Here is a 25,540-nt window from a genome sequence, read left to right on the forward strand (position 1 = left end):
AGGTTCAGACTTCACGCTTCACCCATACGCGTCACCTTCAAGCCGCAGCTAGCTTCACGATAACAAACAGGTGTTCGTTCCCCTCGCGGCAGACTCCGTCTGCGCCGACAGCGTCGACGATCCCGCCGCGACGATCCTCACTGCACTGGAGTCCCCATGTTTTCTCGACGTTATCTGGCGATGTGGTGCGCAGTCATTCTGCTCGCAGCCTGCGCGCTGTTTGCCGCGACGCATCACATTTCGTGGCTCTGGATCATCGTGCCGGTGGCGCTCGTCGCGCTCGGCCTGTTCGACCTGAACCAGGAACGGCACGCGATTCTGCGCAACTATCCGCTGTGGGGCCACTTCCGCTTCCTGTTCGAATTCATCCGCCCGGAAATCCGCCAGTATTTCGTCGAAGACGATACCGAAGAGAAACCGTTCTCGCGTGCGCAACGCAGCATCGTCTATCAGCGCGCGAAGAACGACGTGGATAGCCGCCCGTACGGCACCGAGCTCGACGTGAAAGCCGTCGCGCACGAATGGATCAGCCACTCGCTCGCGCCCACCACGCTCGACAGCCACGACTTCCGTATCGTCGTCGGCCCGGACCGCGCGCAGCCGTACTCGATGTCGATCTTCAACGTCTCCGCGATGAGCTTCGGCTCGCTGTCGGCGAATGCGATCATGGCGCTGAACCTCGGCGCGAAGAAAGGCAACTTCGCGCACGACACGGGCGAAGGCTCGATGTCGAAATACCACCGCGAGCATGGCGGCGACATCATCTGGGAAATCGCTTCGGGCTACTTCGGCTGCCGCAACGACGACGGCACCTTCAGCGCGGAAAAGTTCGCGAAGCAGGCCGCCGAGCCGCAAGTGAAGATGATCGAAGTGAAGCTCTCGCAAGGCGCGAAGCCCGGTCACGGCGGCGTGCTGCCGGCCGCGAAGATCACGCCGGAGATTGCGGAAACGCGCGGCGTGCCGATGGGCCGCGATTGCATTTCGCCCGCCACCCACTCCGAATTCTCGTCGCCGCGCGGCCTGCTCGAATTCGTCGACCGTTTGCGCACGCTGTCCGGCGGCAAGCCGACCGGGTTCAAACTGTGCATCGGGCATCCGTGGGAATTCTTCGGCATTGCGAAAGCCATGCTTGAGACGGGCATTCTGCCGGACTTCATCGTGGTCGACGGTGCGGAGGGCGGTACGGGCGCCGCGCCATTGGAATTCACCGATCACGTCGGCGTGCCGTTGCAGGAAGGCCTGCTGCTGGTGCACAACACGCTGGTCGGGATCGGCTTGCGTCAGCGCATTCGCATCGGCGCGAGCGGCAAGATGATTACCGCATTCGACATCACCAAGACGCTGGCGATCGGCGCGGACTGGGTCAACGCGGCGCGTGGCTTCATGTTCGCGGTGGGTTGTATTCAGGCGCAGACCTGCCACACCGGCCGCTGCCCGACCGGCGTCGCGACGCAGGATCCGGTGCGTCAGCGTGCTTTGGTCGTGCCGGACAAGGCCGATCGCGTGTTCAACTTCCATCACAACACGCTGCATGCGCTGAAGGAAATCATTCAGGCCGCAGGGCTCAAGCATCCGGCGGAATTGCGCGCGCATCACATCGTGCGGCGCGTGTCGTCGCATGAGGTGCAGTTGATGTCCGAGTTGCTGAAGTATCTCGATCCGAACGATCTGCTGAACGGCAACTATCGCTACACGCTGTACGAGAAGTATTGGCCTATGGCGCAAATCGATTCGTTTGCGCCGAAAGTGGAACTGGCCGCGACGTAATCGGATTGTGACGGCGATCGGTCAGTGGGCCGGTCGTCTCGGAGTCCTGGATGGTGACGGCAAGTTCTTGCAGCAAAAATAAGAATCCTTAAGAGCTTGTCTTATATACAAGTCCAGTGGCGAACCGTACATTTGCGTGGTCTTTTCCCCGCGCAATGTTCATGGTTACCCCCTCTTCCGTTTCGCTGCCGCTCGGCGAGCATACGCAACTCGTCCAGACCCGCCACGGCTGGATGCTCGCCAATCCAAACGACTTCTATCTCGGCCGCGCCCTCATCGAATACGGTGAATGCAGCGAACTCGAGTCCGCTGTGTTGCGGCAGTTGCTGGTGCGGCCGGGTATCGTCGTGGAAGTCGGCGCGAATATCGGCGTGCATACCATTCCGTTGGCGCGTGAGGCGCAGGCGCGCCGCCGGGTGATCGTCGCGTTCGAGCCGCAGCCGGTGATCTTCCAGAACCTCTGCGCGAATCTCGCGGCCAATGGCGTGCGTAACGCGCTCGTGTGGCCGTATGCATGTGGGGCAAGTGCAGGGACCCTGCATTTTGCGCAGCCCGATTATGAGGCGCCAGGCAACTTCGGCGGCGTGGCGATGCAAACAAAGGCCGCCGCGAACACGATCCCGGTTCCGTGCGTGCGGCTGGACGACGTACTGCGTTCGCATACCGTTGGGTTGCTGAAACTCGACGTGCAAGGGTTCGAGCTGAACGCGCTGCTAGGCGCGGAGGAAACCATCGCCCGCTCGCGGCCGGTGATTTACGTAGAGAACGACCGGCTCGATCAGTCACAGGCGTTGATCGAATGGTTGTGGTCGAAGGAATACAGGCTGTGGTGGCATTTGCCGCCCTTATTCAATCCGGGGAATTTCTTTGGGCGCGTGGAGAATATCTACGGCAGCCTGCTGTCGTGCAATATGCTCGCGCTGCCCGGAGAACTGGAGATCGAGATCGAGGGGTTTGCCGAGGTGACGGACGCGGATTGCGCGACGCATGCGTTGATGAGCTTGAGCAGTTAGCGGACGGGACACCCTCACACCGCCCGCAAAACGAACGAACATCGGCCGCCTGAAGCGGCCTTTTGTCATTTGAAGGGCGCATCGAGGTCCGCTCACCCCCGCAAAACGGACACCCCCCTCCCTTTCCGTTAAAATCTACGGTTTAGCACTTCGCTCCACGGCCACCTCGCACGCTTCGGCGTTTGCGGCGCGGCCCTATGCCCGAAAGGCACTTCATGCTCACGTTTCAGCAAATCATCCTGACACTGCAGTCCTACTGGGATAAGCAGGGTTGCGCGTTGCTCCAGCCGATCGACATGGAAGTCGGCGCGGGCACGTCCCACGTTCATACTTTCCTGCGCGCAATCGGCCCGGAACCGTGGCGCGCCGCCTATGTACAGCCGTCGCGCCGCCCGAAAGACGGCCGCTACGGCGAGAACCCGAACCGCCTGCAGCATTACTACCAGTACCAGGTCGTGCTGAAACCGGCGCCGGAAAATATCCTCGACCTGTACCTCGGCTCGCTCGAAGCACTCGGCTTCGACCTGAAGCAGAACGACGTGCGCTTCGTCGAAGACGACTGGGAAAATCCCACGCTCGGCGCCTGGGGTCTGGGCTGGGAAGTGTGGCTGAACGGCATGGAAGTGACCCAGTTCACCTACTTCCAGCAGGTCGGCGGCCTGGATTGCAAGCCGGTGCTGGGCGAAATCACTTACGGTCTCGAACGCCTCGCGATGTATCTGCAGAAGGTCGAGAACGTTTACGACCTGGTCTGGACCGAATGGGAAGAGCACGGTCCGAACGGCCCGGAACTGCGCCGCCTGACTTACGGCGACGTGTACCACCAGAACGAAGTCGAACAGTCGACCTACAACTTCGAGCACGCGAACGTCGATCTGCTGTTCACGTTCTTCAACAGCTACGAAGCGGAGGCCAAGCGCATGATCGAAGCGCAGATCGCGCTGCCCGCGTATGAACTGGTCCTCAAGGCCGGCCACACATTCAACCTGCTGGACGCCCGCGGCGCGATCTCCGTCACAGAACGTGCGGCGTATATCGGCCGGATTCGCGCGCTGTCGCGTCTGGTTGCACAGGCTTACTACGACTCGCGCGAAAAGCTCGGTTTCCCGATGCTCGGCAACCCGGTGCACGGCGTGCCCGGTCTGACGACCGACGCACAGGATGCCGCGATGCCCGCATGGGCGCCGCCGCTGAAAATCGAACGCAAGATCGATCCGGACTGACGAGAACATCAAGAAATGACTCAACCCCATCAAGCTACCCTGCTCGTCGAACTGCTGACCGAAGAACTGCCGCCGAAAGCGCTCGCGCGTCTCGGCGATGCGTTCGCCGAAGGCATTGCGCAGCGCCTCGCGGCGCGCGACCTGATCGAAGGCGAACTGTCGTTCGAACGTTACGCCACGCCGCGCCGTCTCGCCGTCACGGTCAGGAACGTGCGTTCGGTCGCGCCGGAAAAACACGTGCGCGAAAAAGTGCTGCCGGTTTCCGTCGCGCTGGATAAAGACGGCCAGCCCACCGCGCCGCTCGCCAAGAAACTGGCCGCGCTCGGCTTCCCCGATTTTTCGGTGAACGACCTGGAGCGCGCGCAGGACGGCAAGGCCGAAGCCTTCTTCCTGCGCTACGCCGCGCCGGGCGCCACGCTCACTGAAGGCCTGCAAGCCGCGCTCGACGAAACGATCGCCAAACTGCCGATCCCGAAGCCGATGACGTATCAGCGCCCGGACGGCACCAGTGTGCAGTTCGTGCGCCCCGCACATCGTCTGACCACCTTGCACGGTGAACAGGTCGTGCCGGTCACGGCACTGGGCGTCGACGCCGACGACACCACGCTTGGCCACCGCTTCCTGTCCGAAGGACTCGTGCAGATCCAGCACGCGGATGCGTACGCCGACACGCTGTTGCACAAGGGCCGCGTGGTTGCGAATTTCGCCGACCGCAAGGAAACGATCCGCACGCATCTGCTCGCGCAAGCCGACGGCGACCAGGTCGTGATGCCGGAATCGCTGCTGGACGAAGTGAACGCGCTGGTCGAATGGCCGGTGGTCTACGCCTGCCGTTTCGAGGACGAATTCCTGCAAGTGCCGCAGGAATGCCTGATCCTGACCATGCAGACGAACCAGAAATACTTCGCGTTGACGGATGCGAACGGCAAGCTGCGCTCGCGCTTCCTGATCGTGTCGAACATCGAAACGAAGACGCCGGGCGATATCGTCGAAGGCAACGAGCGCGTGGTGCGTCCGCGTCTGGCCGATGCGAAGTTCTTTTTCGAGCAGGACAAGAAGAAGCCGCTCGCCGAGCGCGTGCCGCTGCTCGCGAACGTCGTCTATCACAACAAGCTGGGTTCGGCGCTGCAACGCGTCGAACGCGTCGAGGCGCTGGCGGGTGCAATCGCCTCGCTGACCGGCGCGGATGTCGCGCTCGCAAAGCGCGCCGCGCGTCTCGCCAAGGCCGATCTGATCACCGACATGGTCGGCGAATTCCCCGAGTTGCAAGGCACGATGGGCACGTACTACGCGCGCCACGACGGCGAGCCCGAAGAAGTCGCGCTGGCATGCTCGGAACATTATCAGCCGCGTTTCTCCGGCGACGCCTTGCCGACTACGGCAACCGGCACCGTCGTCGCGCTTGCCGACAAGCTCGAAACGCTGGTCGGCATCTGGGGCATCGGCCTGCAACCCACCGGCGAGAAGGACCCGTTCGCGCTGCGCCGTCATGCGCTCGGCGTGCTGCGGATTCTGGTCGAGAAGCAGTTGCCGGTCGATCTGGTCGAACTGCTGCGCACCGCTTATGCTCAATTCGCTGCCGTACCGGGCGTCGCCGATTCGACGCAGGCAATCTACGAATTCAGCATGGACCGCCTGCGCGGTCTGCTGCGTGAACGTGGCTACGCGCCGGGTGAAATCGATGCGGTGCTGGCACTGAACCCCACGCGCCTCGACGACATCGTCGCGCGTCTGGACGCGGTGCGCGAATTCGCGGCGCTGCCGGAAGCGGCATCGCTCGCGGCTGCCAACAAGCGCATTTCGAACATCCTGAAGAAATCGGAAAGCGCCACGACCGGCGGCGTTCAAGTCACGTTGCTCGTTGAAGCAGCCGAAAAAACCTTGCATGCGCAGCTTGAACAGGTCGCACCACGTGTGCAATCGCAACTCGCCGTGCGCGACTACACGGGCGCACTCACCGCGCTTGCCGCGTTGCGCGAACCGGTCGACACGTTCTTCAACGACGTGATGGTCAACGCCGAAGATCCGGCGTTGCGCGCCAACCGTCTGGCTTTGCTCGGCGCACTGCATCAGCAGATGAATTGCGTCGCCGACATTTCCCGACTCGCCGCCTGAGCCCCGCGCCATGCCGACAAAAAAAGTGGTGATCCTCGACCGCGACGGCGTGATCAACGTCGATTCCGACGCGTTCATCAAGTCGCCGGACGAATGGGTCGCCCTGCCCGGTTCGCTCGAAGCAATCGCGCGGCTGAACCAGGCGGGTTATCGCGTGGCGATCGCCACCAACCAGTCGGGCATCGGCCGCGGTCTCTTCGACATGAACGCGCTCAATGCGATGCATCTGAAAATGCATCGCGTGGCGGCGGCAGTCGGCGGGCGCATCGACGCGGTGTTCTTCTGCCCGCATACGGCACAAGATCACTGCGAATGCCGCAAGCCGAAGCCCGGCATGCTGAAGATGATCGCCGAACGTTTCGAAGTCGATCCGCACAATACGCCGGTGGTCGGCGACGCAATGCGCGACCTGCAGGCGGGAGCGTCGCTCGGCCATCCGACGCATCTGGTGCTGACCGGCAAGGGCCGTAAGACGCTCGCCGCCGGCGGCCTGCCGGAAGGCACACGCGTGCACGACGACCTGCGCGCGTTCGCACTCGACTTCCTTTCCGACGCTCAAGAGTGATGCGCGCCGCGCGCGTCCCCAACCCTCACCGACCACGCCGATGCGCTTCATTCGTTCGTTGCTGCTGCTGATCTACTTCGTGCTCTTCACGGTGCCGTACGCGACCGCGTGCTTCATCGCGTTTCCGTTCATGCGCGCCGACAATCGCTACTGGATGGCGGCCGGCTGGTGCCGCGCCACGCTCCAGACAGTGCGCAGGCTGAACGGCATCCGCTACGAGATCGAGGGTTTTGAGAACCTTCCCAACGGTCCGGCCGTGCTGCTGTCGAAACATCAATCAGCCTGGGAAACGCTGGCGTTTCCGGCGCTGATGCCGCGGCCGTTGTGCTACGTGTTCAAGCGCGAGCTGCTGTATGTGCCGTTTTTCGGCTGGGCGCTCGGCTTGCTGAAGATGGTCCACATCGACCGCAAGGAAGGTAAATACGCGTTCGAATCGGTCATCAAGCAAGGCAAGCAGCGCATGGCCGAAGGCGCCTGGGTGATCATGTTTCCGGAAGGCACGCGTACGCCGACCGGCAAGCAAGGCAAGTACAAAACCGGTGGCGCGCGTTTCGCGGTGGCCACCGGCGCGCCGGTCGTGCCGATCGCGCACAACGCCGGACGTGTGTGGCCGCGCAACTCGTTTCTCAAATATGCGGGTATAGTCACAGTGTCGATCGGCAAGCCGATTGACACGACGGGGCTCACGCCCGATGAAGTGAACACGCGCGTCGAACAGTGGATCGAAGCTGAAATGCGTCGCATCGATCCTACTGCGTACCGCGCGGCGGAAAGCACCTCCGCCGCCGCACCAATCTGACGCGCCCGCGCCCTCGAAGGCGCATTTGCGCGAAGCCGAATCCGATGCAGAAGTCTCCTACGTCGCAGCCCGCTGCGGCGCTCGATAACCGGCAGCTCGATCTCCCGCTCTTCGCCGAGCCGGGGTCGACGTCGTCGTCCCCAACACCCTCCGCACCTTCAGCAGACACGCAGAGCGGGCAGCAGCCGGCCGTGCCGCTCGCGCCGGACGGCACCAAGCTGCGCAGCCTCACCATCGGTTCGCGCACGCTTCACTATGTCCTCAAGCGCTCGGCACGCCGCTCGATCGGCTTTGCGATCGACAGCACCGGCCTGATGATTACCGCACCACGCTGGGTCACGCTCGCCGATATCGAAACCGCGATCACCGAAAAGCAACGCTGGATTTTTACGAAGCTGATCGAATGGCAAACGCGCGTCGAACAGCGCGCGCTGCCCAAGGTCGACTGGAAAGATGGTGCGGAAGTGCCGTATCTCGGCCAGCCGGTGCGCGTGAAGCTCGGTGCGCCGCAAGGCACGCTTGCGTTCAATGCGGATGAAGCCGCACTGCAAGTGCCGCTGCCGTTGCAAGCGGACCCGCAGCAGATCAAGGATCGGGTGCAAGGGTGGCTGCAGGGCGAAGCAAAGCGCCTGTTCGGCGAGCGCCTCGCGATCTACGCGGAGAAACTGGGGGTCAACTATCGCGCGTACGCGCTCTCTTCGGCCGCCACACGTTGGGGCAGTTGTTCGAGCGATGGCAAAATCCGCCTCAACTGGCGGCTGATTCACTTCCCGCTGTCGATCATCGATTACGTCGTCGCGCACGAACTCGCGCATCTGCGCGAGATGAATCATAGTCCGCGCTTCTGGGAGACGGTTGAATCGATTTTTCCGGAATTCCGCGAAGCGCGGCAGACGTTGAAGTCGCATCCGCCGGAATTGCTGCCGACGCTTTAAAGCCTTTGGGTCGTCGCCGGCCCTGCTTTAAGACTTCGGCCTTGAAGTCTTAAAGCCTTGAGCCATGAAACCGGCGCCTCAGCCTGAAGCGCCGGCCTTCCGAAACCCGCACTGAAACCCGCGGTTCACTCCGAGCAGAAGGTTTCCTGCAAGTGACGCCACGTCACCTTGCCATGCGCGTCGAGATCCATCACCGCTGTCGAGCGCCGCACGTTCGCATTGCCCGTGTCGTCGCGTTGATACTCGCGATATTTCACCACCGCACCCGACGGATACTCGGACACGATTTCCATATCGCGAATGGTGATCTGCGAGCCGGGACGCGCACCGTTCAGCTTCGCAAAAATCTCACGCAGGCCTGCGTTGTCCAGCGCGAGACCGGACGGCATGACCAGCGTGAATTGCGGAGCGAAGCGCGCCATGATGCGGTCCAGCGCGCCGGGATCCGCGGAGCCGTCGAACAAAGCCTGGATTTCGACGTGGATGTCGCCAAGTTCTTTGAAGTAGGGATTGCTGTTATTCATTACCAGTCCTTGCCCCGGCCGCTAACGTCACTTTTTCTTCTGAATAAATTCGATCTTGTAGCCGTCCGGGTCTTCGACGAAAGCGATCACGGTGGTGCCGTGCTTCATCGGGCCGGCTTCGCGCACAACCTTACCGCCTTGTGCCTTGATTTTGTCGCAGGTCGCGTAGGCGTCGTCGACTTCGACGGCGAGGTGCCCGAAGCCGGTGCCGAGTTCATACGACGGCGTGTCCCAATTGTGCGTGAGTTCGAGAACGGTGCCGTTGCGTTCGTCTTCGTAGCCGACAAATGCAAGTGTGAACTTGCCCTCCGGATAGTCATCGCGGCGCAGCAATTTCATACCGAGTATTTCGGTGTAGAAGGCAATCGAACGGTCCAGGTCGCCGACCCGGAGCATGGTGTGAAGCAGGCGCATCGTGTACTCCTTGGTGCGTGATGTCGAGAACGACAATGTACCCGGAATCACGCTGCGCTGCAGAGTGCGCCACACGCTGCGAAACGCGCGGCGCACCCGTTTTCAGCCCGCGCTTTTCAGCTCGTCGCGCAATGCGCGCCGCAGAATCTTGCCGACGTTGGTCTTCGGCAGTTCGCTGCGGAATTCGATGATCTTGGGACGCTTGTAACCCGTCAGTTGCTCCTTGCAGAACGCGAAAATATCCGCGTCGGTGAGCGCCGGATCTTTTTTCACGACATAAAGCTTCACCACTTCGCCCGCTTCCGCGTCCGGCACGCCGACCGCCACGACTTCGAACACACCCGGATGCTTCGCCACCACGTCTTCGATTTCGTTCGGATAGACGTTGAAGCCCGACACCAGAATCATGTCTTTCTTACGATCGACGATCTTCACGAAGCCCTCTTCCGTCATCACGCCGATGTCGCCGGATTTGAAGAAGCCGTCCGGCGTCATCACCTTCGCGGTTTCGTCGGGACGGTTCCAGTAGCCGGCCATCACCTGCGGCCCGCGAATGCAGATTTCGCCGCGCTCGCCGAGCGGCACATCATTGCCGGCGTCGTCGCGAATCACAATATCCGTGGACGGCAGCGGCAAACCCACTGTCCCGGTAAACGCGGTGGATGTCGGCAGATTGGTGGTGGCGCACGGCGAGGTTTCCGAGAGCCCGTAACCTTCGACGATCGGCACACCGGTCAGTGCCTGCCAGCGTTGTGCAACGGCCTGCTGCACCGCCATGCCACCGCCGTTCGATTGCAGCAGCTTCGAGAAGTCGAGCGTCTTGAAGTCCGGTTCGTTCAGCAGCGCGTTATACATGGTGTTCACGCCGGGGAACGAATTGATCGCGTAGCCTCGCAACGCGTTGATCAGCCCCGGCAGATCGCGCGGATTGGGAATCAGGATACCCATGCCGCCGCAACGCATTGTCAGCAAACCGCAGACCGTCAGCCCGAAGATGTGATACAGCGGCAGCGCGACGACCGTGATGTACTGCTTGATGTCGCTGCGCCCGCGATACACCGGTTCGCGCCACAACTCCGATTGCAGCACGTTGGCGATCAGATTGCCGTGCAGCAAAGTCGCGCCCTTCGAGACGCCGGTGGTGCCGCCGGTGTATTGCAGCACCGCCACATCGCCTTGCGTGAGCGTAACGGGTGTGAAACCCGAATCCGCACCACGCGCGATCGCATCGTTCAGCGCAATGCACGAAGTGGGCGGCACATTGTCCGCAATCTCGGGACTCCCGGCACCGAGCATCTCGCCGATCGAGGTCAGCACGACATGCCTGACCGACGTATGCGCCTGCACCGCATCGAGTGTCTTCGCGAACGTGTCGAACAACACGATCGCTTCCGCGCCGCTGTCGTTCAACTGATGCTCCAGTTCACGCGGCGTGTACAACGGATTGACGTTCACCACCGCGTAGCCTGCACGCAGGATCGCCGCCATGGCCACCGGATACTGCAACACGTTCGGCAGCATCACGGCGATGCGCGCGCCACGTGCAAGACCTAAGTATTGAAACCACGCCGCAAGATGGCGCGACTTCGTATCGAGCTCACCGTAGGTCAGCTCGCGGCCCATACAGACGAATGCGCGCTCTGCCGCGTGCGCCTGGAAACTCCGCTCCAGCAAGTCGCCGACAGAGCTGAACTGCGTTGTGTCGATCTCGGCCGGCACGCCTGGTGGGTAGGACTTCAACCAGATTTTTTCCATGTCTCCTCCTTGGGATTTCGCATCGCGATGCGCCAATGCACGATGTGCCACTGCGCCGGCACGTCAATGCGAGCCGCGCGGGTTCTATCGTGTAGTAAGCGCGGGCATACGCCGCGCGGGCCGGTCGAAGCAATCGAAGAATCTGCGCAACTGTTCGGCCGTGCCGTACTCCAGCACCACTGTGCCGTCCTCGACGCACTTCGGCAACTGCGTCGCCATGTCGCGCAACATGCCGTACAGCGTGCGGGTTTCCAGCGCGAGTTGAACGTCGATGCCCGATGGTGTGCGCTCGTGAACCTGCAAGACGCCACGCCGTAGTTCGAGCGCATATGTTTCATTGCGATCTGTCATGCGGAAAGCGAGGGTCATCTGCACGTCGGCGCAACGTTCCGGATCGACGTTCACGCTAAAGCGCTGGAACACATTGCGCAACGGCTGGGCACGCAGCACGTCTGTCGAGGCGAGACTCGCGCTGCCCCCAAACGGCAGTTCGTCGTAGGCATGTTCGAGTTCGCGCGCCGCGCTCAGATACCAGTTGCGCCAGTTGGTGTTCACCGTGCGGTAGCCCAACTCGCGCAACGCGTTCGCCTTGAGGCTGCGGGCGTCGGCGTCGGTGGTATCGAGGCGCACCAGCAGCGTGGCCAGTTCCACGGCCCAGCGCCAGTCGCCGTCAGCCAGAGCGGCACGCGCAGCGGCGCGCACCGCCTCCACGCCGCCCATCATCTTCACCATGCGCTGCGAACGTTCGGCACGCGGCAGCGGATCGAGCGACGCCGGATCGCCATCGAACCAGCCGAGCTGACCGCTATAGACCTGCCGTACCGAATGCTTGACCGTGCCGTAGTACTCGCCGAGCCACGCATGCTCCGCGAGATGCGGCGGCAGCGCGGGAATCGCCTCGGCAAGCTCGTCCGGGCTCAGGCCGAAGTTCATGTGGCGAATGGTCTGATCGTGAATGAACTGGATGGCGTCGCGATACACGCACAGCACCTCGGCGACATACCGCGCGCCGGATACCGGACGGCCGTGCGCCGGCACCATATGCGCCGCGTCGAAGCCGCGCATCATGTCGATGGTCTGATACCAGCGCACCGGATCGCGATAACGCGTGCCGCGCAGCGTATGCACGTTCGCGAGACATTCGCCCTGGATCACTTCCGCCGACAGCAGCACGTCGAGTTCGGGCAGCCACATGACGATTTCGTCATCGGCTTCGGAGGGCGCGTAGCGGAACTCGAAGCGCACGCCGGCCAGCACGATGTCGAGCTTGTCGTCGAACACGCGGGTCGGCGCGAAGAAGCTCGCCGGCTCGGCGATCAGCACCGGCCCGATGCCCGCGTTGACCTTACCGGTCGCGCCGGCCGGCAGCAGCGTGCCGAAGCTATAGGCCGAACGCGTGGCGAGAATCGGCGCCACGAGGTTCGCGTTGTTGATCACGGTATCCATCAACGAACGGTGCGCGATGATTTCGACACTGCCCGCCTCGAGTGCAGCCTCGTCGACGAAGGCGCGCACGCCGCCAGTATGGTCCGCATGGTTGTGCGTATAGACCACGGCTTTGACCGGCAGCGCGGCGTGCCGCGGATCGATCGCGCAGAAGTCCTGATAGATGCGCTTCGCGGCGGAGACCGCCTCAGTCGCGTCGATCACCACGATGCCGTCGTCGCCGACCACGAAAATGATGTTCGCAATCGCGTAGCCGACCGCGCAGTACACGCGTTCGGCTACGCGATAGATACGCTGCGCCATGCGCCGCGAGTGTTCGGTCAGGCGCGGCGGCACAGTCGGCGCGGCAATGGCGAACGCGAGGTTCACGCCGGCGTCGAACACGACATCGAGTGGTTCGCCGATATGCGGCGCGTCAAAAGCGGGATTACGGACCTGTTCGGGGCAACATGAACTCATGCGGTGTCTCCTTGACTATTCGGCTGCGCGTCGTGGAAATCGCGCTGCACCTGAGAATCGGTCTTCGATTAATGGAACCGGAATTCTGATTCCGATTTTTAGACAAAAAAATCAGCCGTCCGGCAAACCCAGGCAGCGCCGCAGCCGGATCTGCAGCCACGAACGCAGTTGCCGGCTGGAGAGCGACAACGGCCCGGGGTCGTTCAGCACGCTGTTGACCAGCATGCCGAGGATCATCTGCAGGGTGGCGCGCACCTCGAATTCGAGCGACTGGGACGCGTTGTCGCCGGCCTTGATGCCGCGCGACTGCGCCAGCGCGCTGACGAGCCGCGGCACGATCATCGCCAGGACCTCGTGATTGGTCGATTTCACGGCGTCCCAACTGGCTTTGCGCTGCGACGCCCGCAGCAACGACGCGTGATACAGCCCGCGATTGCGCCGGAACGTCATGACGTAAAACGAAATGACCGCGTCGGCCAGCGTGCCCGCGTCGTTCGAACGCCAGGCCGGATCACGCTCGACCGTCTCGCGCACGTGCTCGAGCGCCTCTTCCATTGCCGCGTCCTGGACGACTTCGAAGAAGCTGTCCTTGTTGTCGAAGCGACGATAGAACGCGCCGATCGACGTTCCCGCACGTTCGACGATGTCGTTGATCGACAGATCGTCGAGATTGCCGCTCGCTTCGATCAACTCGCGCCCGGCTTGCAGCATGCGAACGAGACCCTGCTGGCTGCGCGTCTGACGCGGCGCCGCGATGGTGCCGGACTGCGCTTCGCGGCCGCGCGGTGAGGTCGTCGTCATGCGGTATTCAGCCTTGATTCACTGCTCGGAGAAAATGAAAATTCGCGGAAAACCGGAATCTGGATTCCGAATCGTCCGCGATTGGGATCGCTGTGTCAACCGCATCCAGGGTAATCACGGAGACCTGTGATGCGATCCTCCGGCCAGCCGTTCAGCGGTCCATTCATGTCGCCAATGAGCCGGGATGCAGCAAGCCCTGCGCGGCGCAGTTGGCGTCCTCCATCACCTGTTCGGCGAGTCCCAGCGCGGAATGCGCAGCAGGCGAAGGCGTACGCTCGGCCAGGTACACCAGCGCGAATTCCAGCGCGAGACGCGGCGGATTGGCGAGCGGAATGCGCGCCAGCCGCCGCGTCTCCAGATCGCGCCGCACCGCGGACGCCGTGGCGAACAGCACGGCGTCGGTCTGCGCAACGACGTCCTTCAGCACCGCCACGTCGTTGCATTCGATCTGCAAGGGAATCTGCTCGTGCGCACGATACTTGAGCAGGCGATGCAACGCATCCTTCATGAACGCGGGCAAGGTCACCGACACGAGCGGGAACTCGCGCAATGCCGCGAGCTGCACCGTGCCGCGCGCGAACAAAGGATGGTCCGGGCGCGCGAACCAGCCGCCCTCGTGACGCGGCAGTCTCTGCAACGTGACGTCGGGCGTCACGGGCGGCACCCGGCGGTCGGTGACCAGAAAGTCGATCTGCTCGGCGCGCAGCTTGGCCAGCAGCCCATCGCCTTCGCCGAGTTCAATCGACACCTTGATCTTCGGAAAACGCCGCGCGAACTCCACCAGCAGGTCCGGCAGCAGCACCACCGACGCGTAGGGCCCGAGGCCGATGCGCACCTCGCCGAGCTCGTGCGCCTTCAGCAGTTCGACGTCGCGGAACAGACAGCGTGTTTCGAACAGCACGCGCCGGGCGCGCTCGACCAGCATTCGCCCGGCCGCCGTCATCGCGACGCCGCGGGCGGCACGGTCGAACAATTTCATGTCGACTTCCTCTTCGAGCGCCTGAATGCTGCGGCTCAGCGCCGGCTGACTCAGATGCACCCGCTCCGCCGCGCGCGCAAAGCTGCCTTCCTCGGCGAGCGCGATCAGATGGGTAAGGCGGCGGGAATTGACCTCATGCATAGTTTGCAAGCTCCCGATAACGAGAATGCACTTGAACAATTCAGTTATACCACCTCAAATGGGCGAAAACCCAGCGCCCCGCGCCAGAAATGGAGACACGTTTTGCCCACTTTCCTCAGCAGCACGAAGCGCTTCACGGCGCTTGCCGCCGACACGGCGTCGGCTCATCCCACCCAGGCGCATGAAACCGCGCAAGGCCGCCGCTGGGTGATCGTCGCCTCGCTGTTCCTGTTCATGCTGATCAACTTCGCCGACAAGGCCGTGCTCGGTCTGGTCGCGATCCCGCTGATGCATGACATGCAGTTGACGCACGGTCAGTTCGGCCTCGTCGGCAGCGCGTTTTTTGTGTTGTTCTCGATCTCGGGCATCGCGGTCGGTCTGATCGCCGACCGCGTCAACATGAAATGGCTGCTCGCCGCACTTGCGCTGATCTGGGCGGTGGCGCAGTTGCCCCTCGCGTGGCCGACCAGCTTTGCCGTGTTGCTGTTGTGCCGCGTTCTGCTGGGGGCGGGCGAAGGACCGGCCTCGCCACTCGCGCTGCATGTGGTCTACACGTGGTTCGACGACCACGAGCGCAATCTCCCCACCGCCATTGTTCAACAAGGGGCTACTGCGGGCGTCATCATCGCGGGACCGTTGCTTACCTATATCTCGCAGCGGTGGCACTGGCACGCGACGTTCCTCACGCTCGGCGTGGTCGGTATTGGCTGGACCTTCTTGTGGCTGTGCCTCGGCAAGACAGGTAATCGTCAGCACAACCCATCACCCGCGTTTGTCGCCACGGCAGGCAGCCCGCGCGCTGCGTCGTTGCGCTTCAGGCGCATGTTGAGCGACGGCACAGTCATCGGCGTGATGCTGCAATGCTTTGTCGGATATGCGGTGATCGCGATCGGCTTCACCTGGGTGCCCGCGTATTTCCGGCTCGGCCTCGGCTTTGCTGCGACCCAGGCCGGCTGGTTGTTTGCGCTGCAAGTCGCGGCGCAGATCCCGCTAGGCATTGCACTCGCGATGGCTTCACATCGCATGCTCAAGCGCGGCGTGCCGTCGAAGGTGGCGCGCGGCAAACTGATCAGCGCGGCGTGTGTGGTGAGCGGGCTTGCGTACTGCTCGTTGCTGTTCGGTGCGCCGCCGTTTATCAAAGTTGCCTTGATGGGACTCGCCAGCGCGTTGGCGATCCAGACGTTCACCTTCGGTCCGATGCTGGTCGCCGAAGTCGCACCGGCGGCACGCCGCGGAGCCCTGCTCGCGGTGACCAACTCGATCGTCACCACCGCCGGGCTGATCGGCCCCGTCGCGATGGGCAAGCTGCTCGGCGCGGCAGGCGACGCGCGTGGCTATGAGATCGGCTTCATGGTAACCGGCGTGTTGCTGCTGATCGTGGGTACGGCAGGGTTTGCATTGATCGACCCACAACGGTCGAAGCGGCGCATGGAGAGCACGCCTGCGTGAGACGCGAGGCCACGCTTTTGCATAGCTTAAGCGTGGTCATTGCGCAAATTCCCGTTCCCGCGCCGCATCATTCGAGCCGTTGACTAAATTCGTCTGACGGTACATTCTTTTGCACATCGTCCAGCCACGGTATCCCAAGAGACGGCGCAGCACAGAACAAACCCAGCAGGAACTGACCAGACCTGTTCTACTGGAGGACAACCGTATGCGTCGTGCGTGCTCCCGGCATGGGCCTGTTCGTTTGCGTCTGCTCGAAGCCCTGTCTTCCGCGCTCGGCATCGCGATCCTTCTGCCATGCGAGCCTGCGTTCGCCGCCTGCGACAACACTGCGCCGGTCAGTGGCCAAACCGTTACCTGCAGCAGTAGTACCCCTAATCCATCCAATACGCCGGTCGCCGCAGCCGCCGGAAGCACTAATGTCACGGTGAACGTGCAAGCGGGAGCCGAACTCGACGTCACCGGCAACAACGTCATCCTCGTACACGACGGCAGCACCGTCACCAACCTTGGCACGCTGAACGGCGCCGGCGATACCTTCGACGCCATCTCGGCGCACGGCTCGAGCGGCGGAGCGGGCCAGAATGTGCTGATCAACCGCGGCCTCATTACGACCAGCGGAGTCGAGTCGGAAGGCATGTTCAACAACGCTGCGGCGGTAACGATGCTGAACGACACTGCCGGCGTTATTCGCACCACCGGCAATGAATCGGCGGCCATGCACGACTTCCAGAGCGCAGGCGGCGGCACGCTAACCAACAATGGCACGCTGTCGACGAGTGGCGATAGTTCGCCCGGCATGGCCGCGTTGACGAACAATGACACGCTCGTCAACAACGGCTCGATCACCACGACGGGCACGGGTTCGTACGGCATGGTGGCCAACGGCAATGCTGTTAGCGGCCCCGGCGGCAATGTGCTGACAAACCACGGCACGATCGACCTCTATGGCGCAAATAGCCATGGCCTGGTGTCGTTCGATACGGCGCCCGGCGTCGTGACGAACACGGGCTCGATCACCGCGCGCGGCGCAAACGGTCTCGGCGCGCAATTCTCCGGCAATGTCACGTTGAACAATCTGGCGGGCGCGAGTATCGTCAGCCAGCAAGCCAACGCGATCGTGGCAAACGGCGGCGGCACGTTCAACAACGCGGGCACCATTTCAGGGGCGATCAACTCGATCGCCCTTACTGGCAATGCGGCGATCATCACCAACAGTGGCTCGATCACCGCGGCCGGCAGCCAGGCGATCAGTGTGATCGGCACGTTCGACACCGTCATCAACAACACCGGCACCATCGCGGGCGGCAACGGCCGTGCGATCTGGACCGATAGCGGCAACGACACGTTCAACTGGAGTGCCGGCACTGTCACCGGCTTCGTGCGTCTCGATGCGGGCAACGACATCGCCAACCTCACCGGCCTCACCGACACTAATCTCGCTGGCGTGCCGAGCTTCGACGGCGGCACCGGCAACGACGTGCTCACGTTCGATCGCACCTCGGCAAGCGGCCTCGGCCGTTTCATCAACTGGGAGACCGTCAACGTCATCAACGGCAGCCAGTTGACGCTCGACGCCAACGGCCTCCTGCTCGGCGACAGCGGCACCTTGACCGGCACGCTGAATGTCGATTCAGGCAGCACGGTGTTTGCAGGCGGTTTTGGCGGCACGGCGACGATAGCGCCGGCGGTCGCGGGTCAACTCGTGAACGTCAACAATGCGGGTACCTTCGATCTGACCAACGGCGCGACGGCAACGCGCAATACGCTGGTGATCAACGGCAACTACACCGGGATCAACGGCCGCTTGCTGCTACAGACGGTGTTGGGTGGAGACGGCTCGCCGAGCGACAAGCTGGTGATCGCGCAAGGTGTCGGCTCGGGCAATACTTCGCTCGGTGTCACCAACGTCGGCGGAACGGGCGCCGCCACGCTCACGGATGGCATTCTCGTGGTGCAGGCAAGCAACGGCGCGACGACCACGGCGACCGCCTTCACGCTGCCGAGACCACTGTCCGTGGGCGCTTACACGTACTACCTGTTTAAAGGCGGTGTGAGCGCAGGCACGGCAGACAACTGGTATTTGCGTTCGAGTGTGGCTGCGACGCCGACGCCAACTCCAACTCCCGCGCCCACACCTACCCCCACGCCGGCTCCAACGCCGACGCCAGGCGCCGCGGGCACGCCGGTCGCGGCGCCCGGTACGCCGTCCCTGCCTGCGCCGCCCTCTGCAGGCGCCGCCGCGACATCGCTCTACCGGATGGAGGTGCCCGTTTATGCCGAGGCGCCGGTTCTCACGCGTGAGCTCGGTATCGCGCAGATCGGCACCTTCCATGACCGTCAGGGCGAGCAGGTGCTGTTGAACGAAAGCGGTCCGCTCGCCGCCACATGGTCGCGCGTCTGGGGCGAACACACCTCACAGAGCAATGGTGGTGCCGCCAACCCCGAATTCAGCGGCACGATGGCAGGCGTGCAAGTGGGTCAGGATATCTACGCGGATCGCAGCGCGAGCGGCCATCGCAATCACTATGGCTTCTTCATCGGCTTTGCCCGCGCGCAAGGCGACGTGAATGGATTCGCACTCGGCTTCCCCGATCTGTCGGTGGGGCGGCTGTCGATCAATGCATACAGCGCAGGCCTGTACTGGACGCACATCGGCCCCGGCGGCTGGTACACCGATGCGGTGGTGATGGGCAGTTCGCTCACGCTGGACCCGATGTCGAATCAGGGCATTGGCGCAAGCACGCATGGACATGCCGTGACGACCTCGCTGGAAGCCGGCTTGCCGATTCCACTGCGCGCCAATCTCAGTCTCGAACCGCAGGCGCAACTGATCTGGCAGCACACATCGATCAGCGATCTTGACGACGGCATTTCGAGCGTATCGTTTCACGCGGCGAACGGCCTGGTGGGCCGGCTCGGCCTGCGCCTGCAAGGCAGCTTCGAAGGCGCGGGCGCGCAGTGGCAACCGTATCTGCGCGCGAATCTTTGGCGCTACTTCAACGGGACCGACAGCGCGACCTTCGCCGGCACAACCGTGATTCCCACCGATGTCGCCGCCACGGCCGCGCAGTTCGGCATCGGCGTGGTCGCGCATTTGAGCGCGCGCGGCAGCGTGTTCGCCACCGCGAGTTACGTCATGAACGTGAACGGCGAACACCGCAGCACGGTGGAAGGCAATCTGGGCGCGCGCTGGAGTTGGTAAGCGCTCAGAACTGATGCCGTATGCCGGCCATCAGCCCGATCTGGCTACCTTTCTGCGCGAGCCCGACACCGTTGACACCCTGCAACTGCGCGCCGATCAGGTCGCCCCGGTATAGCGAGTAGTCGCCTTCGAGATAGACATCGGTGCGCCTCGACAGGTTGTAGTCGGCGACCAGTTGGTACTGCCACGCCGAACCGTCCTGCGCAGCGGTTTTGCCGTCCTGCAGCGTGCGCCAGACGTTCGCGGCGAAGTGCCAGGTGTTGCCGACCTGCTGCATGATGCCGCCCATGATCATGCGACGCCGCGAAAAGTCGGTGTACTTGAGCGCGGCCAGCGCGGGCGCGGTGAACGGCCCGTTGGCGAAATTCGAAAAGCCGGCGTCATTCTGGTCGACGATATAGCCGACGGAGAAGCGGGTCAGGTTCCACGTGTACGAGCCACCGAAGGTCCACGCTTTCGCGGCTGCGCCATTGACCGAATCTTTCGACTCCTGATACGCGCCGCCGAAGGTGAACGGTCCGCCCGGTGCATAAGCGGCTGCCACGCCGATCTGACTGCCATACGAATTGCCCGCATTGCCACCGAATGCATAGCCGGCGGCAATATGAAAACCGTCATACTTCGCCTGGTACTGCACCTGATTGCTGGTCCAGATACCGCCAGTCATCGTCACTTCCGGCTGAAAGCTGAAATCGTACGGAATCCAGATATTGCTGCCGTAGCCGCCGATGGTAATCCCCTCGATCATCACGTTGTACTGACGGCCGAAGATCACCTGGCCATAGGAATCCGAACGCACGCCCACTTGCGCTTCATTGAAGAACGGCAAGGTAGGGTCGCTTTGACCGCCATTCATGTAGAAACGGTTTTCGAGCTTGAAGAACGTAGACCAGCCGCCGCCCAGATCTTCGACACCCCTCACCCCCCAGCGGCTTTCCGTCATGCCACCGTTGCCGAGTCCGATCGACGAATCGCCGGCCTGATTTGCATGGGTCAGATACCGCACACTTTCGTCGATCACGCCGTAGAGCGTCACGCTCGATTGGGCGTGCGCCATCTGACACGCCAGCGCTGCCGGCACCACTGCCATCGCCCACCTGCTTACGCGCTTCATTTCGTCTCCTCTTACAGATTCCCGCTTTTCACGGATATTTCGACACCGCCACGCCTGATGCAAAGTACCGGCACGCTGTTCATTTGAGGCCGCGCAAATCGACAGCAACGGTGCAGAGTCCGGCCCGGAGCCCTGCACAACAGCCCATCAAGGCTGTTTGAATAAGCTGACAAAATGCGTGTGGATGAACCTTAGCGCGAAACAGGGTCTGTAAGAAAATAGACTGACGTAAGTGTTGTTATGTCATCGAAGTGCTTGCAGCCTGTAAGAAGCACGCGTAGGCAGTGGGGTCATCGCATTGCGGGACAGACGGCTTTGATATCGTATGACCTATTCTCGCCTGGCTAGCCATCCGGCCAGCTACCGCGATCCGCGCCGCGGCCGCATACTGGCCACCGCCCCTTCACGCCACCCTTCATTTTCGCCACGCCGCCAGCCCATGAGCACCACTGTCCTCTCCACGCGCCGCGCCCCGGATAGCTTTGCCATCCTGCTGATGATCGGGCTGTGCGCGATCTGGGGGCTTCAGCAAGTTGCGATCAAGAGCACCAACGCGGCGCTGCCGCCGGTATTCCAGGCGGGCCTGCGCTCGGCAATCGCAGCCGTGCTGGTATGGGGCTGGGCGCGCTCGCGCGGCACGCCCCTTTTCCGCGACGACGGCACGCTGGGCGCGGGCTTGTTCGCGGGCGTGCTGTTCGCGGGGGAATTCATCTGCATTTTTCTCGGCCTGACGCTCACCAGCGCCTCGCGCATGGCGGTCTTTCTGTACACCGCACCGTGCTTCACCGCGCTTGGACTGCACTGGTTCGTCGACGGCGAGCGGATGCGGCGCATTCAGTGGCTCGGCATCCTGGTGGCGTTTGCGGGTATGGCGCTGGCGTTCGCCGACGGTTTCCTGCACGGCCATGCGGCGCAGGGCTCGACGCTGGCGGGCGTCGCCGGCGACGCGCTCGGCGTGCTGGCCGGCGTCGCGTGGGCCGCTACCACCGTGGTGGTGCGCGCCACACGCCTCGCTCAATCGAGCGCCAGCAAGACGCTGTTCTATCAATTGACGGTGTCGGCGGTGGTACTGCTCGCGCTCGCGCTAGGGCTCGGTCAGGCACGCGTGGCCACCGTCACCCCGCTGGCGGTGATGAGCCTCGCGTATCAGGCGGTGGTCGTGGCGTTCGTCAGCTATCTGGTGTGGTTCTGGCTGTTGACGCGTTACACCGCGTCGCGCCTGTCGGTGTTCTCGTTCCTGACACCGTTGTTCGGCGTGACCTTCGGCGTGCTGTTGCTCGGCGAGTCGTTCAGCCTGCGCTTTTTGATGGCCGCGGCGCTGGTGCTGACCGGCATCGCGCTGGTCAACGCCCCGGCCAGGCGGCAGGCTGCTTAGGAGAGTGAGGATTGCGAGCGCGACGGCGAAGCCGCCACGATCTGCGCCACGCGCACATATTCGGCTACGGGCACATCTTCGGCGCGACGTTGCAGATCGAAGCCCAAGGCCTCGAAATCCACCGCGTCACGAAAGGCGGCCAGGGTGTTGCGCAACATCTTGCGCCGCTGCGAGAAGGCAGCCGTCACCACCTCGCCGAGCACGCGTTCGTCCACCGCCGGCAGCTCATGCAGTTCGTACGGAATCATCCGCACGATTGCCGAATCGACCTTCGGCGGCGGGTTAAATGCTTCCGGCGGCACGTCGAGTTGCTTGTCGATCACGTAGCGGTATTGCAGCATGACCGAGAGGCGGCTGAACGCCTTGGTGCCCGGCTCCGCCACCATGCGCTCGACAACTTCGTTCTGCAGCATGAAATGCTGATCGATCACGCGATCCGCGAACGCGGTCAGATGGAACAGTAGCGGGCTCGAAATGTTGTACGGCAAATTGCCGACAATGCGCAGCGACGCCTTCTCGCCCGGGGCGGCCAGCGTGCCGAAGTCGAACGCGAGCGCGTCGCCCGCGTGCAGTTCGAGCAGGTCGCCGAATTTTGTCTTGAGGCGGCCGATCAGATCGCGATCCAGCTCGACAGCGTGCAACGGCGCTTCGGGCGTCGCCAGACGCTCGATCAGCGGTTCAGTGAGCGCGCCGAGCCCCGGCCCGATCTCGACCATGCGCTCGCCGCGCTGCGGCCGGATCACGTCGACGATCGAATCGATCACGCCCATATCGACCAGAAAGTTCTGTCCGAAACGCTTGCGCGCGATATGGCCTTGGTGCCGGCCCGGTTGCTGTCTGCTGGTGGACATCGAAGAAACGCTAAAAAGAGAACTGCTTAAGGATAGGAACAAATCGGGAACAACCCGGCAAAAAACCGGGTAACGCGCGCAACGACCGTGCAACAAACACACAAACGCACAACGGCAAGCGCTAAAAAAACCGCGAAACGCGGACGAAACGGCCGCATCGAGGAAGCCGGTCGGTCACGTCGCTGGGCGGACCCGCGCCGCGATAGCTGGATCAGCCCGCGCGGCGGTGTTGCGCCATCGAAACCGCCGTATCGATCGCGGCGATCAGACTGCCGGAGTCGGCGCGGCCGGTGCCGGCCAGATCGAGCGCCGTGCCGTGATCGACCGAGGTGCGAATGATCGGCAAGCCAAGCGTGATGTTGATACCTTCGCCGAACGTTGCGTACTTCAACACCGGCAGGCCCTGGTCGTGGAACATCGCCAGCACGCAATCGGCCTGTTCCAGATAACGCGGCTGGAACAAGGTGTCCGCCGGATAGGGACCAGGCGCGTCAATGCCTTGTTCGTTCGCGAGCTTCAGCGCCGGAGAAATCACCTCGATTTCCTCGCGCCCCAGATAACCGTTTTCGCCTGCATGCGGGTTCAAACCCGTCACGAGGATACGCGGCGCGGGCAAACCAAAGTGATGGCGCAGATCGTGATCAATGATGCGCAGCGTCTCGACGATACCTTCAATCGTGAGCGCGGCGGAGACGTCCTTGAGCGGCAGATGCGTGGTAGCAAGTGCGACACGCAACGGACGCTTGCCGGCGCCCGCCAGCATCATCACCACGCGCGGAGTGTGCGTGCGCTCGGCGAGATATTCCGTGTGGCCGGTGAACGGCACACCGGCATCGTTGATGGTGCTTTTTTGCAGCGGCGCCGTCACGATGGCGTCGAACGTGCCGGCCACGGCGCCGTCGATCGCGCTGTCGAGCAGATCGAGCACGTAGCGGCCGTTGGCGGCGTCCAGCTTGCCGGCCAGCGAGGGCGCGCCGAGCGGCCGATGCAGCACCCGCACGCGCTTGCCGTCCCCCACCAGCGCAGCCCAATCGACGCCGACCGCACGCGCCCGCTCAGCCAGCAAATCCGCATCGCCCAGCACGGTGAACTGTGCACCGGGCCAATGCGCCACCGCGCCCGCCAGTGCCTGCGCGGTCAACTCGGGACCGACACCGGCAGGCTCGCCGGTCGTGATCGCGATCTGCAACGGAAGGCTGGTGGACTGCGCGGCGGTTGTCATGGCGGTTATTGCGCGCTCGTGAGAATCGGCTTCACTTCCACGTAGGCGGTGTCGCGCAATTCGCGCAGCCAGTCGGCGTAGGCCTGTTCCGCCTTGCGCTGACCGATCGCCTGACGCGCCAGATCCATCTGTTGCGAAACCGAGCCTTCCGATTCGCGGCGGCCCAGCACCTGAATCAGGTGATAGCCGTATTCGCTGCGGACCGGATCGCTGATCTGACCGTCCTGCAGACTGTTCATGGCGCGCTCGAATTCCGGCACCGTTTCGCCCGGGCTGATCCAGCCGAGGTCGCCGCCTTGCGACGACGAACCGTCTTGCGAGTAGGTGTGGGCGAACTTCGCGAAGTCGCCGCCCGCGGCAATCTGGTTCTTGATTTCGAGCAGCTTCTGACGCGCCTGCGGCTCAGACATACCGTCGCCGACGCGCAGCAGAATGTGGCGAACGTGCGTCTGCACGAGCTTCGGTGCATCGGAGCTGGTGCCCTGGCCCGCACGGCGATCGACGAGGCGCACGATTTCGAAGCCGTCGTTGGTGCGGATCAGATCCGGACTGACGTCGCCCGGTCGCAGCGTCGAAGCGGCCTTGACGAACTCGGGCGGCAGCTTGGACGGCGGCAGGAAACCTGCATCGCCGCCTTTCGACGCATCCGGCGCCTGCGAATTCGACTTCGCCAGTTTTTCGAAGTTGCCGCCACCCTTGGCTTCGGTGAGCAGGGCCTGAGCCTTTTTCTGCGCAGCTTCGATGTCGGTTTCCGAGGCGTTCAGCGGCGCCTTCACGAAAATGTGCTGAAGGTGCAGATCGCTCGTCAGGCCGGAGTTCGGTCCGCGCTGGCTGGCGATGTAGTTGGCGACCTCGGCGTCCGACACCGTCACCTTGCTGTCCACTTCCTTCTCACGCAGACGCGAGAGCGTGAGCTCGGTGCGCGCGTCGCTCGTGAAGGTGGTCCAGGGCACGCCTTGCGCCTCGATACGTGCGCGGTACGTGTCCAGTGTCAGGTTGTTCGCCTGGGCGAGCCGCTCGAGCGTTTTTTGCACCGTGGCGTCGTCGATGTTGATGCCATCTTCTTTCGCCTTCTGCAGCTGGATGCGTTCCAGCACCATCTGGTTGAGCACCTGCTGGCGCAACTGGTCCATCGGCGGGACCGGTGCGTTCTGCTGGTTCAGCCGGTGGGTGATCAGGCCGATGCGCTCGTCGAGCTCGCGCCGCGTGATGACACCGTTGTTGACCACTGCGGCAATGGTGTCGACCGTCTGGCCGCTATTGCGGGACAGCGCCTGCGCCTGAACCGGCGCAACCGACAGGAAAGACGCCGCGGCGGCAAGACCGGCCGCAAGCGTTGCCAAGCGAAGCTTTTTCATGATTGCCACAGATACTCCAATGATGTCGGGCGC

Annotated in this window: 20 protein-coding genes; 10 read left to right on the forward strand and 10 right to left on the reverse strand. The window is 63.1% G+C overall.

Going from position 1 to position 25,540, the window contains the following annotated elements:
* Positions 1 to 156: 156 nt before the first annotated feature.
* From PQQ95_RS03865 to PQQ95_RS03895, 7 genes are all read left to right on the forward strand, one after another.
* On the forward strand, positions 157 to 1,767 hold the full coding sequence (locus tag PQQ95_RS03865; protein WP_408435051.1) for an FMN-binding glutamate synthase family protein: 1,611 nt from the start codon (positions 157 to 159) through the stop codon (positions 1,765 to 1,767).
* Between the two features lie 161 nt (positions 1,768 to 1,928).
* Complete coding sequence (locus tag PQQ95_RS03870) at positions 1,929 to 2,780, forward strand: FkbM family methyltransferase (RefSeq protein WP_408435053.1); 852 nt, start codon at positions 1,929 to 1,931, stop codon at positions 2,778 to 2,780.
* Between the two features lie 215 nt (positions 2,781 to 2,995).
* Complete coding sequence (glyQ, locus tag PQQ95_RS03875; RefSeq protein WP_408435336.1) at positions 2,996 to 4,003, forward strand: glycine--tRNA ligase subunit alpha; 1,008 nt, start codon at positions 2,996 to 2,998, stop codon at positions 4,001 to 4,003.
* Positions 4,004 to 4,018: 15 nt separating this feature from the next.
* On the forward strand, positions 4,019 to 6,118 hold the full coding sequence (glyS, locus tag PQQ95_RS03880; protein WP_408435055.1) for a glycine--tRNA ligase subunit beta: 2,100 nt from the start codon (positions 4,019 to 4,021) through the stop codon (positions 6,116 to 6,118).
* A 10-nt stretch (positions 6,119 to 6,128) separates the two neighbouring features.
* A complete protein-coding gene (gene gmhB, locus PQQ95_RS03885) occupies positions 6,129 to 6,683 on the forward strand; it encodes a D-glycero-beta-D-manno-heptose 1,7-bisphosphate 7-phosphatase (RefSeq protein WP_408435056.1) in 555 nt (184 codons plus the stop codon).
* Positions 6,684 to 6,723: 40 nt separating this feature from the next.
* Positions 6,724 to 7,482: a lysophospholipid acyltransferase family protein gene (locus PQQ95_RS03890; RefSeq protein WP_408435058.1), complete on the forward strand. Its 759-nt coding sequence runs from the start codon at positions 6,724 to 6,726 to the stop codon at positions 7,480 to 7,482.
* Between the two features lie 44 nt (positions 7,483 to 7,526).
* Positions 7,527 to 8,417, forward strand: coding sequence for a M48 family metallopeptidase (locus tag PQQ95_RS03895; RefSeq protein WP_408435060.1), 891 nt, complete (start codon positions 7,527 to 7,529; stop codon positions 8,415 to 8,417).
* A 125-nt stretch (positions 8,418 to 8,542) separates the two neighbouring features.
* Here PQQ95_RS03895 and PQQ95_RS03900 read toward each other — a convergent pair whose 3' ends face one another.
* From PQQ95_RS03900 to PQQ95_RS03925, 6 genes are all read right to left on the reverse strand, one after another.
* The gene (locus PQQ95_RS03900) at positions 8,543 to 8,941 is read right to left on the reverse strand and encodes a hypothetical protein (RefSeq protein ID WP_408435062.1); all 399 of its coding nucleotides are present in this window, start codon (positions 8,939 to 8,941) and stop codon (positions 8,543 to 8,545) included.
* Between the two features lie 27 nt (positions 8,942 to 8,968).
* Positions 8,969 to 9,355 (reverse strand): lactoylglutathione lyase, encoded by a 387-nt coding sequence (gene gloA / locus PQQ95_RS03905; protein ID WP_408435063.1) that lies wholly within the window; start codon positions 9,353 to 9,355, stop codon positions 8,969 to 8,971.
* 102 nt (positions 9,356 to 9,457) lie between these two features.
* A complete protein-coding gene (locus PQQ95_RS03910; protein ID WP_408435065.1) occupies positions 9,458 to 11,110 on the reverse strand; it encodes a long-chain-fatty-acid--CoA ligase in 1,653 nt (550 codons plus the stop codon).
* Positions 11,111 to 11,194: 84 nt separating this feature from the next.
* On the reverse strand, positions 11,195 to 13,015 hold the full coding sequence (locus tag PQQ95_RS03915) for an alkyl sulfatase dimerization domain-containing protein (protein ID WP_408435067.1): 1,821 nt from the start codon (positions 13,013 to 13,015) through the stop codon (positions 11,195 to 11,197).
* 111 nt (positions 13,016 to 13,126) lie between these two features.
* Positions 13,127 to 13,816 (reverse strand): TetR/AcrR family transcriptional regulator, encoded by a 690-nt coding sequence (locus PQQ95_RS03920; RefSeq protein ID WP_408435069.1) that lies wholly within the window; start codon positions 13,814 to 13,816, stop codon positions 13,127 to 13,129.
* 163 nt (positions 13,817 to 13,979) lie between these two features.
* The gene (locus PQQ95_RS03925; protein WP_408435070.1) at positions 13,980 to 14,936 is read right to left on the reverse strand and encodes a LysR family transcriptional regulator; all 957 of its coding nucleotides are present in this window, start codon (positions 14,934 to 14,936) and stop codon (positions 13,980 to 13,982) included.
* A gap of 102 nt (positions 14,937 to 15,038) precedes the next feature.
* On the opposite strand from PQQ95_RS03925, the gene PQQ95_RS03930 reads away from it, so the two are divergent.
* Together PQQ95_RS03930 and PQQ95_RS03935 are read left to right on the forward strand one after the other, a co-directional pair.
* Positions 15,039 to 16,385 carry an MFS transporter gene (locus tag PQQ95_RS03930; RefSeq protein WP_408435072.1) on the forward strand — a complete coding sequence of 449 codons (1,347 nt, stop codon included), beginning with the start codon at positions 15,039 to 15,041 and terminating at the stop codon, positions 16,383 to 16,385.
* Positions 16,386 to 16,590: 205 nt separating this feature from the next.
* Positions 16,591 to 19,587: an autotransporter family protein gene (locus tag PQQ95_RS03935; protein ID WP_408435074.1), complete on the forward strand. Its 2,997-nt coding sequence runs from the start codon at positions 16,591 to 16,593 to the stop codon at positions 19,585 to 19,587.
* 4 nt (positions 19,588 to 19,591) lie between these two features.
* On the opposite strand, the gene PQQ95_RS03940 is transcribed toward PQQ95_RS03935, so the two are convergent.
* On the reverse strand, positions 19,592 to 20,701 hold the full coding sequence (locus PQQ95_RS03940) for a porin (RefSeq protein ID WP_408435076.1): 1,110 nt from the start codon (positions 20,699 to 20,701) through the stop codon (positions 19,592 to 19,594).
* 439 nt (positions 20,702 to 21,140) lie between these two features.
* Here PQQ95_RS03940 and PQQ95_RS03945 point away from each other — a divergent pair, with 439 nt between their 5' ends.
* Entirely contained in the window at positions 21,141 to 22,076 is a 936-nt protein-coding gene (locus tag PQQ95_RS03945) for a DMT family transporter (RefSeq protein WP_408435077.1), read from the forward strand.
* On the opposite strand, the gene rsmA is transcribed toward PQQ95_RS03945, so the two are convergent.
* The 3 genes from rsmA to PQQ95_RS03960 all read right to left on the reverse strand — a co-directional run bounded on the left by rsmA (position 22,073) and on the right by PQQ95_RS03960 (position 25,516).
* Positions 22,073 to 22,927: a 16S rRNA (adenine(1518)-N(6)/adenine(1519)-N(6))-dimethyltransferase RsmA gene (gene rsmA / locus PQQ95_RS03950; protein WP_408435079.1), complete on the reverse strand. Its 855-nt coding sequence runs from the start codon at positions 22,925 to 22,927 to the stop codon at positions 22,073 to 22,075. The two genes, PQQ95_RS03945 and rsmA, sit on opposite strands and share 4 nt — an antisense overlap.
* Before the next feature lie 211 nt (positions 22,928 to 23,138).
* On the reverse strand, positions 23,139 to 24,149 hold the full coding sequence (pdxA, locus tag PQQ95_RS03955; RefSeq protein ID WP_408435080.1) for a 4-hydroxythreonine-4-phosphate dehydrogenase PdxA: 1,011 nt from the start codon (positions 24,147 to 24,149) through the stop codon (positions 23,139 to 23,141).
* A 5-nt stretch (positions 24,150 to 24,154) separates the two neighbouring features.
* On the reverse strand, positions 24,155 to 25,516 hold the full coding sequence (locus PQQ95_RS03960; protein ID WP_408435082.1) for a peptidylprolyl isomerase: 1,362 nt from the start codon (positions 25,514 to 25,516) through the stop codon (positions 24,155 to 24,157).
* Between the last annotated feature and the right edge of the window lie 24 nt (positions 25,517 to 25,540).

It is taken from the genome of Paraburkholderia caffeinilytica, assembly GCF_046030355.1.
Taxonomy (GTDB): domain Bacteria; phylum Pseudomonadota; class Gammaproteobacteria; order Burkholderiales; family Burkholderiaceae; genus Paraburkholderia; species Paraburkholderia caffeinilytica_B.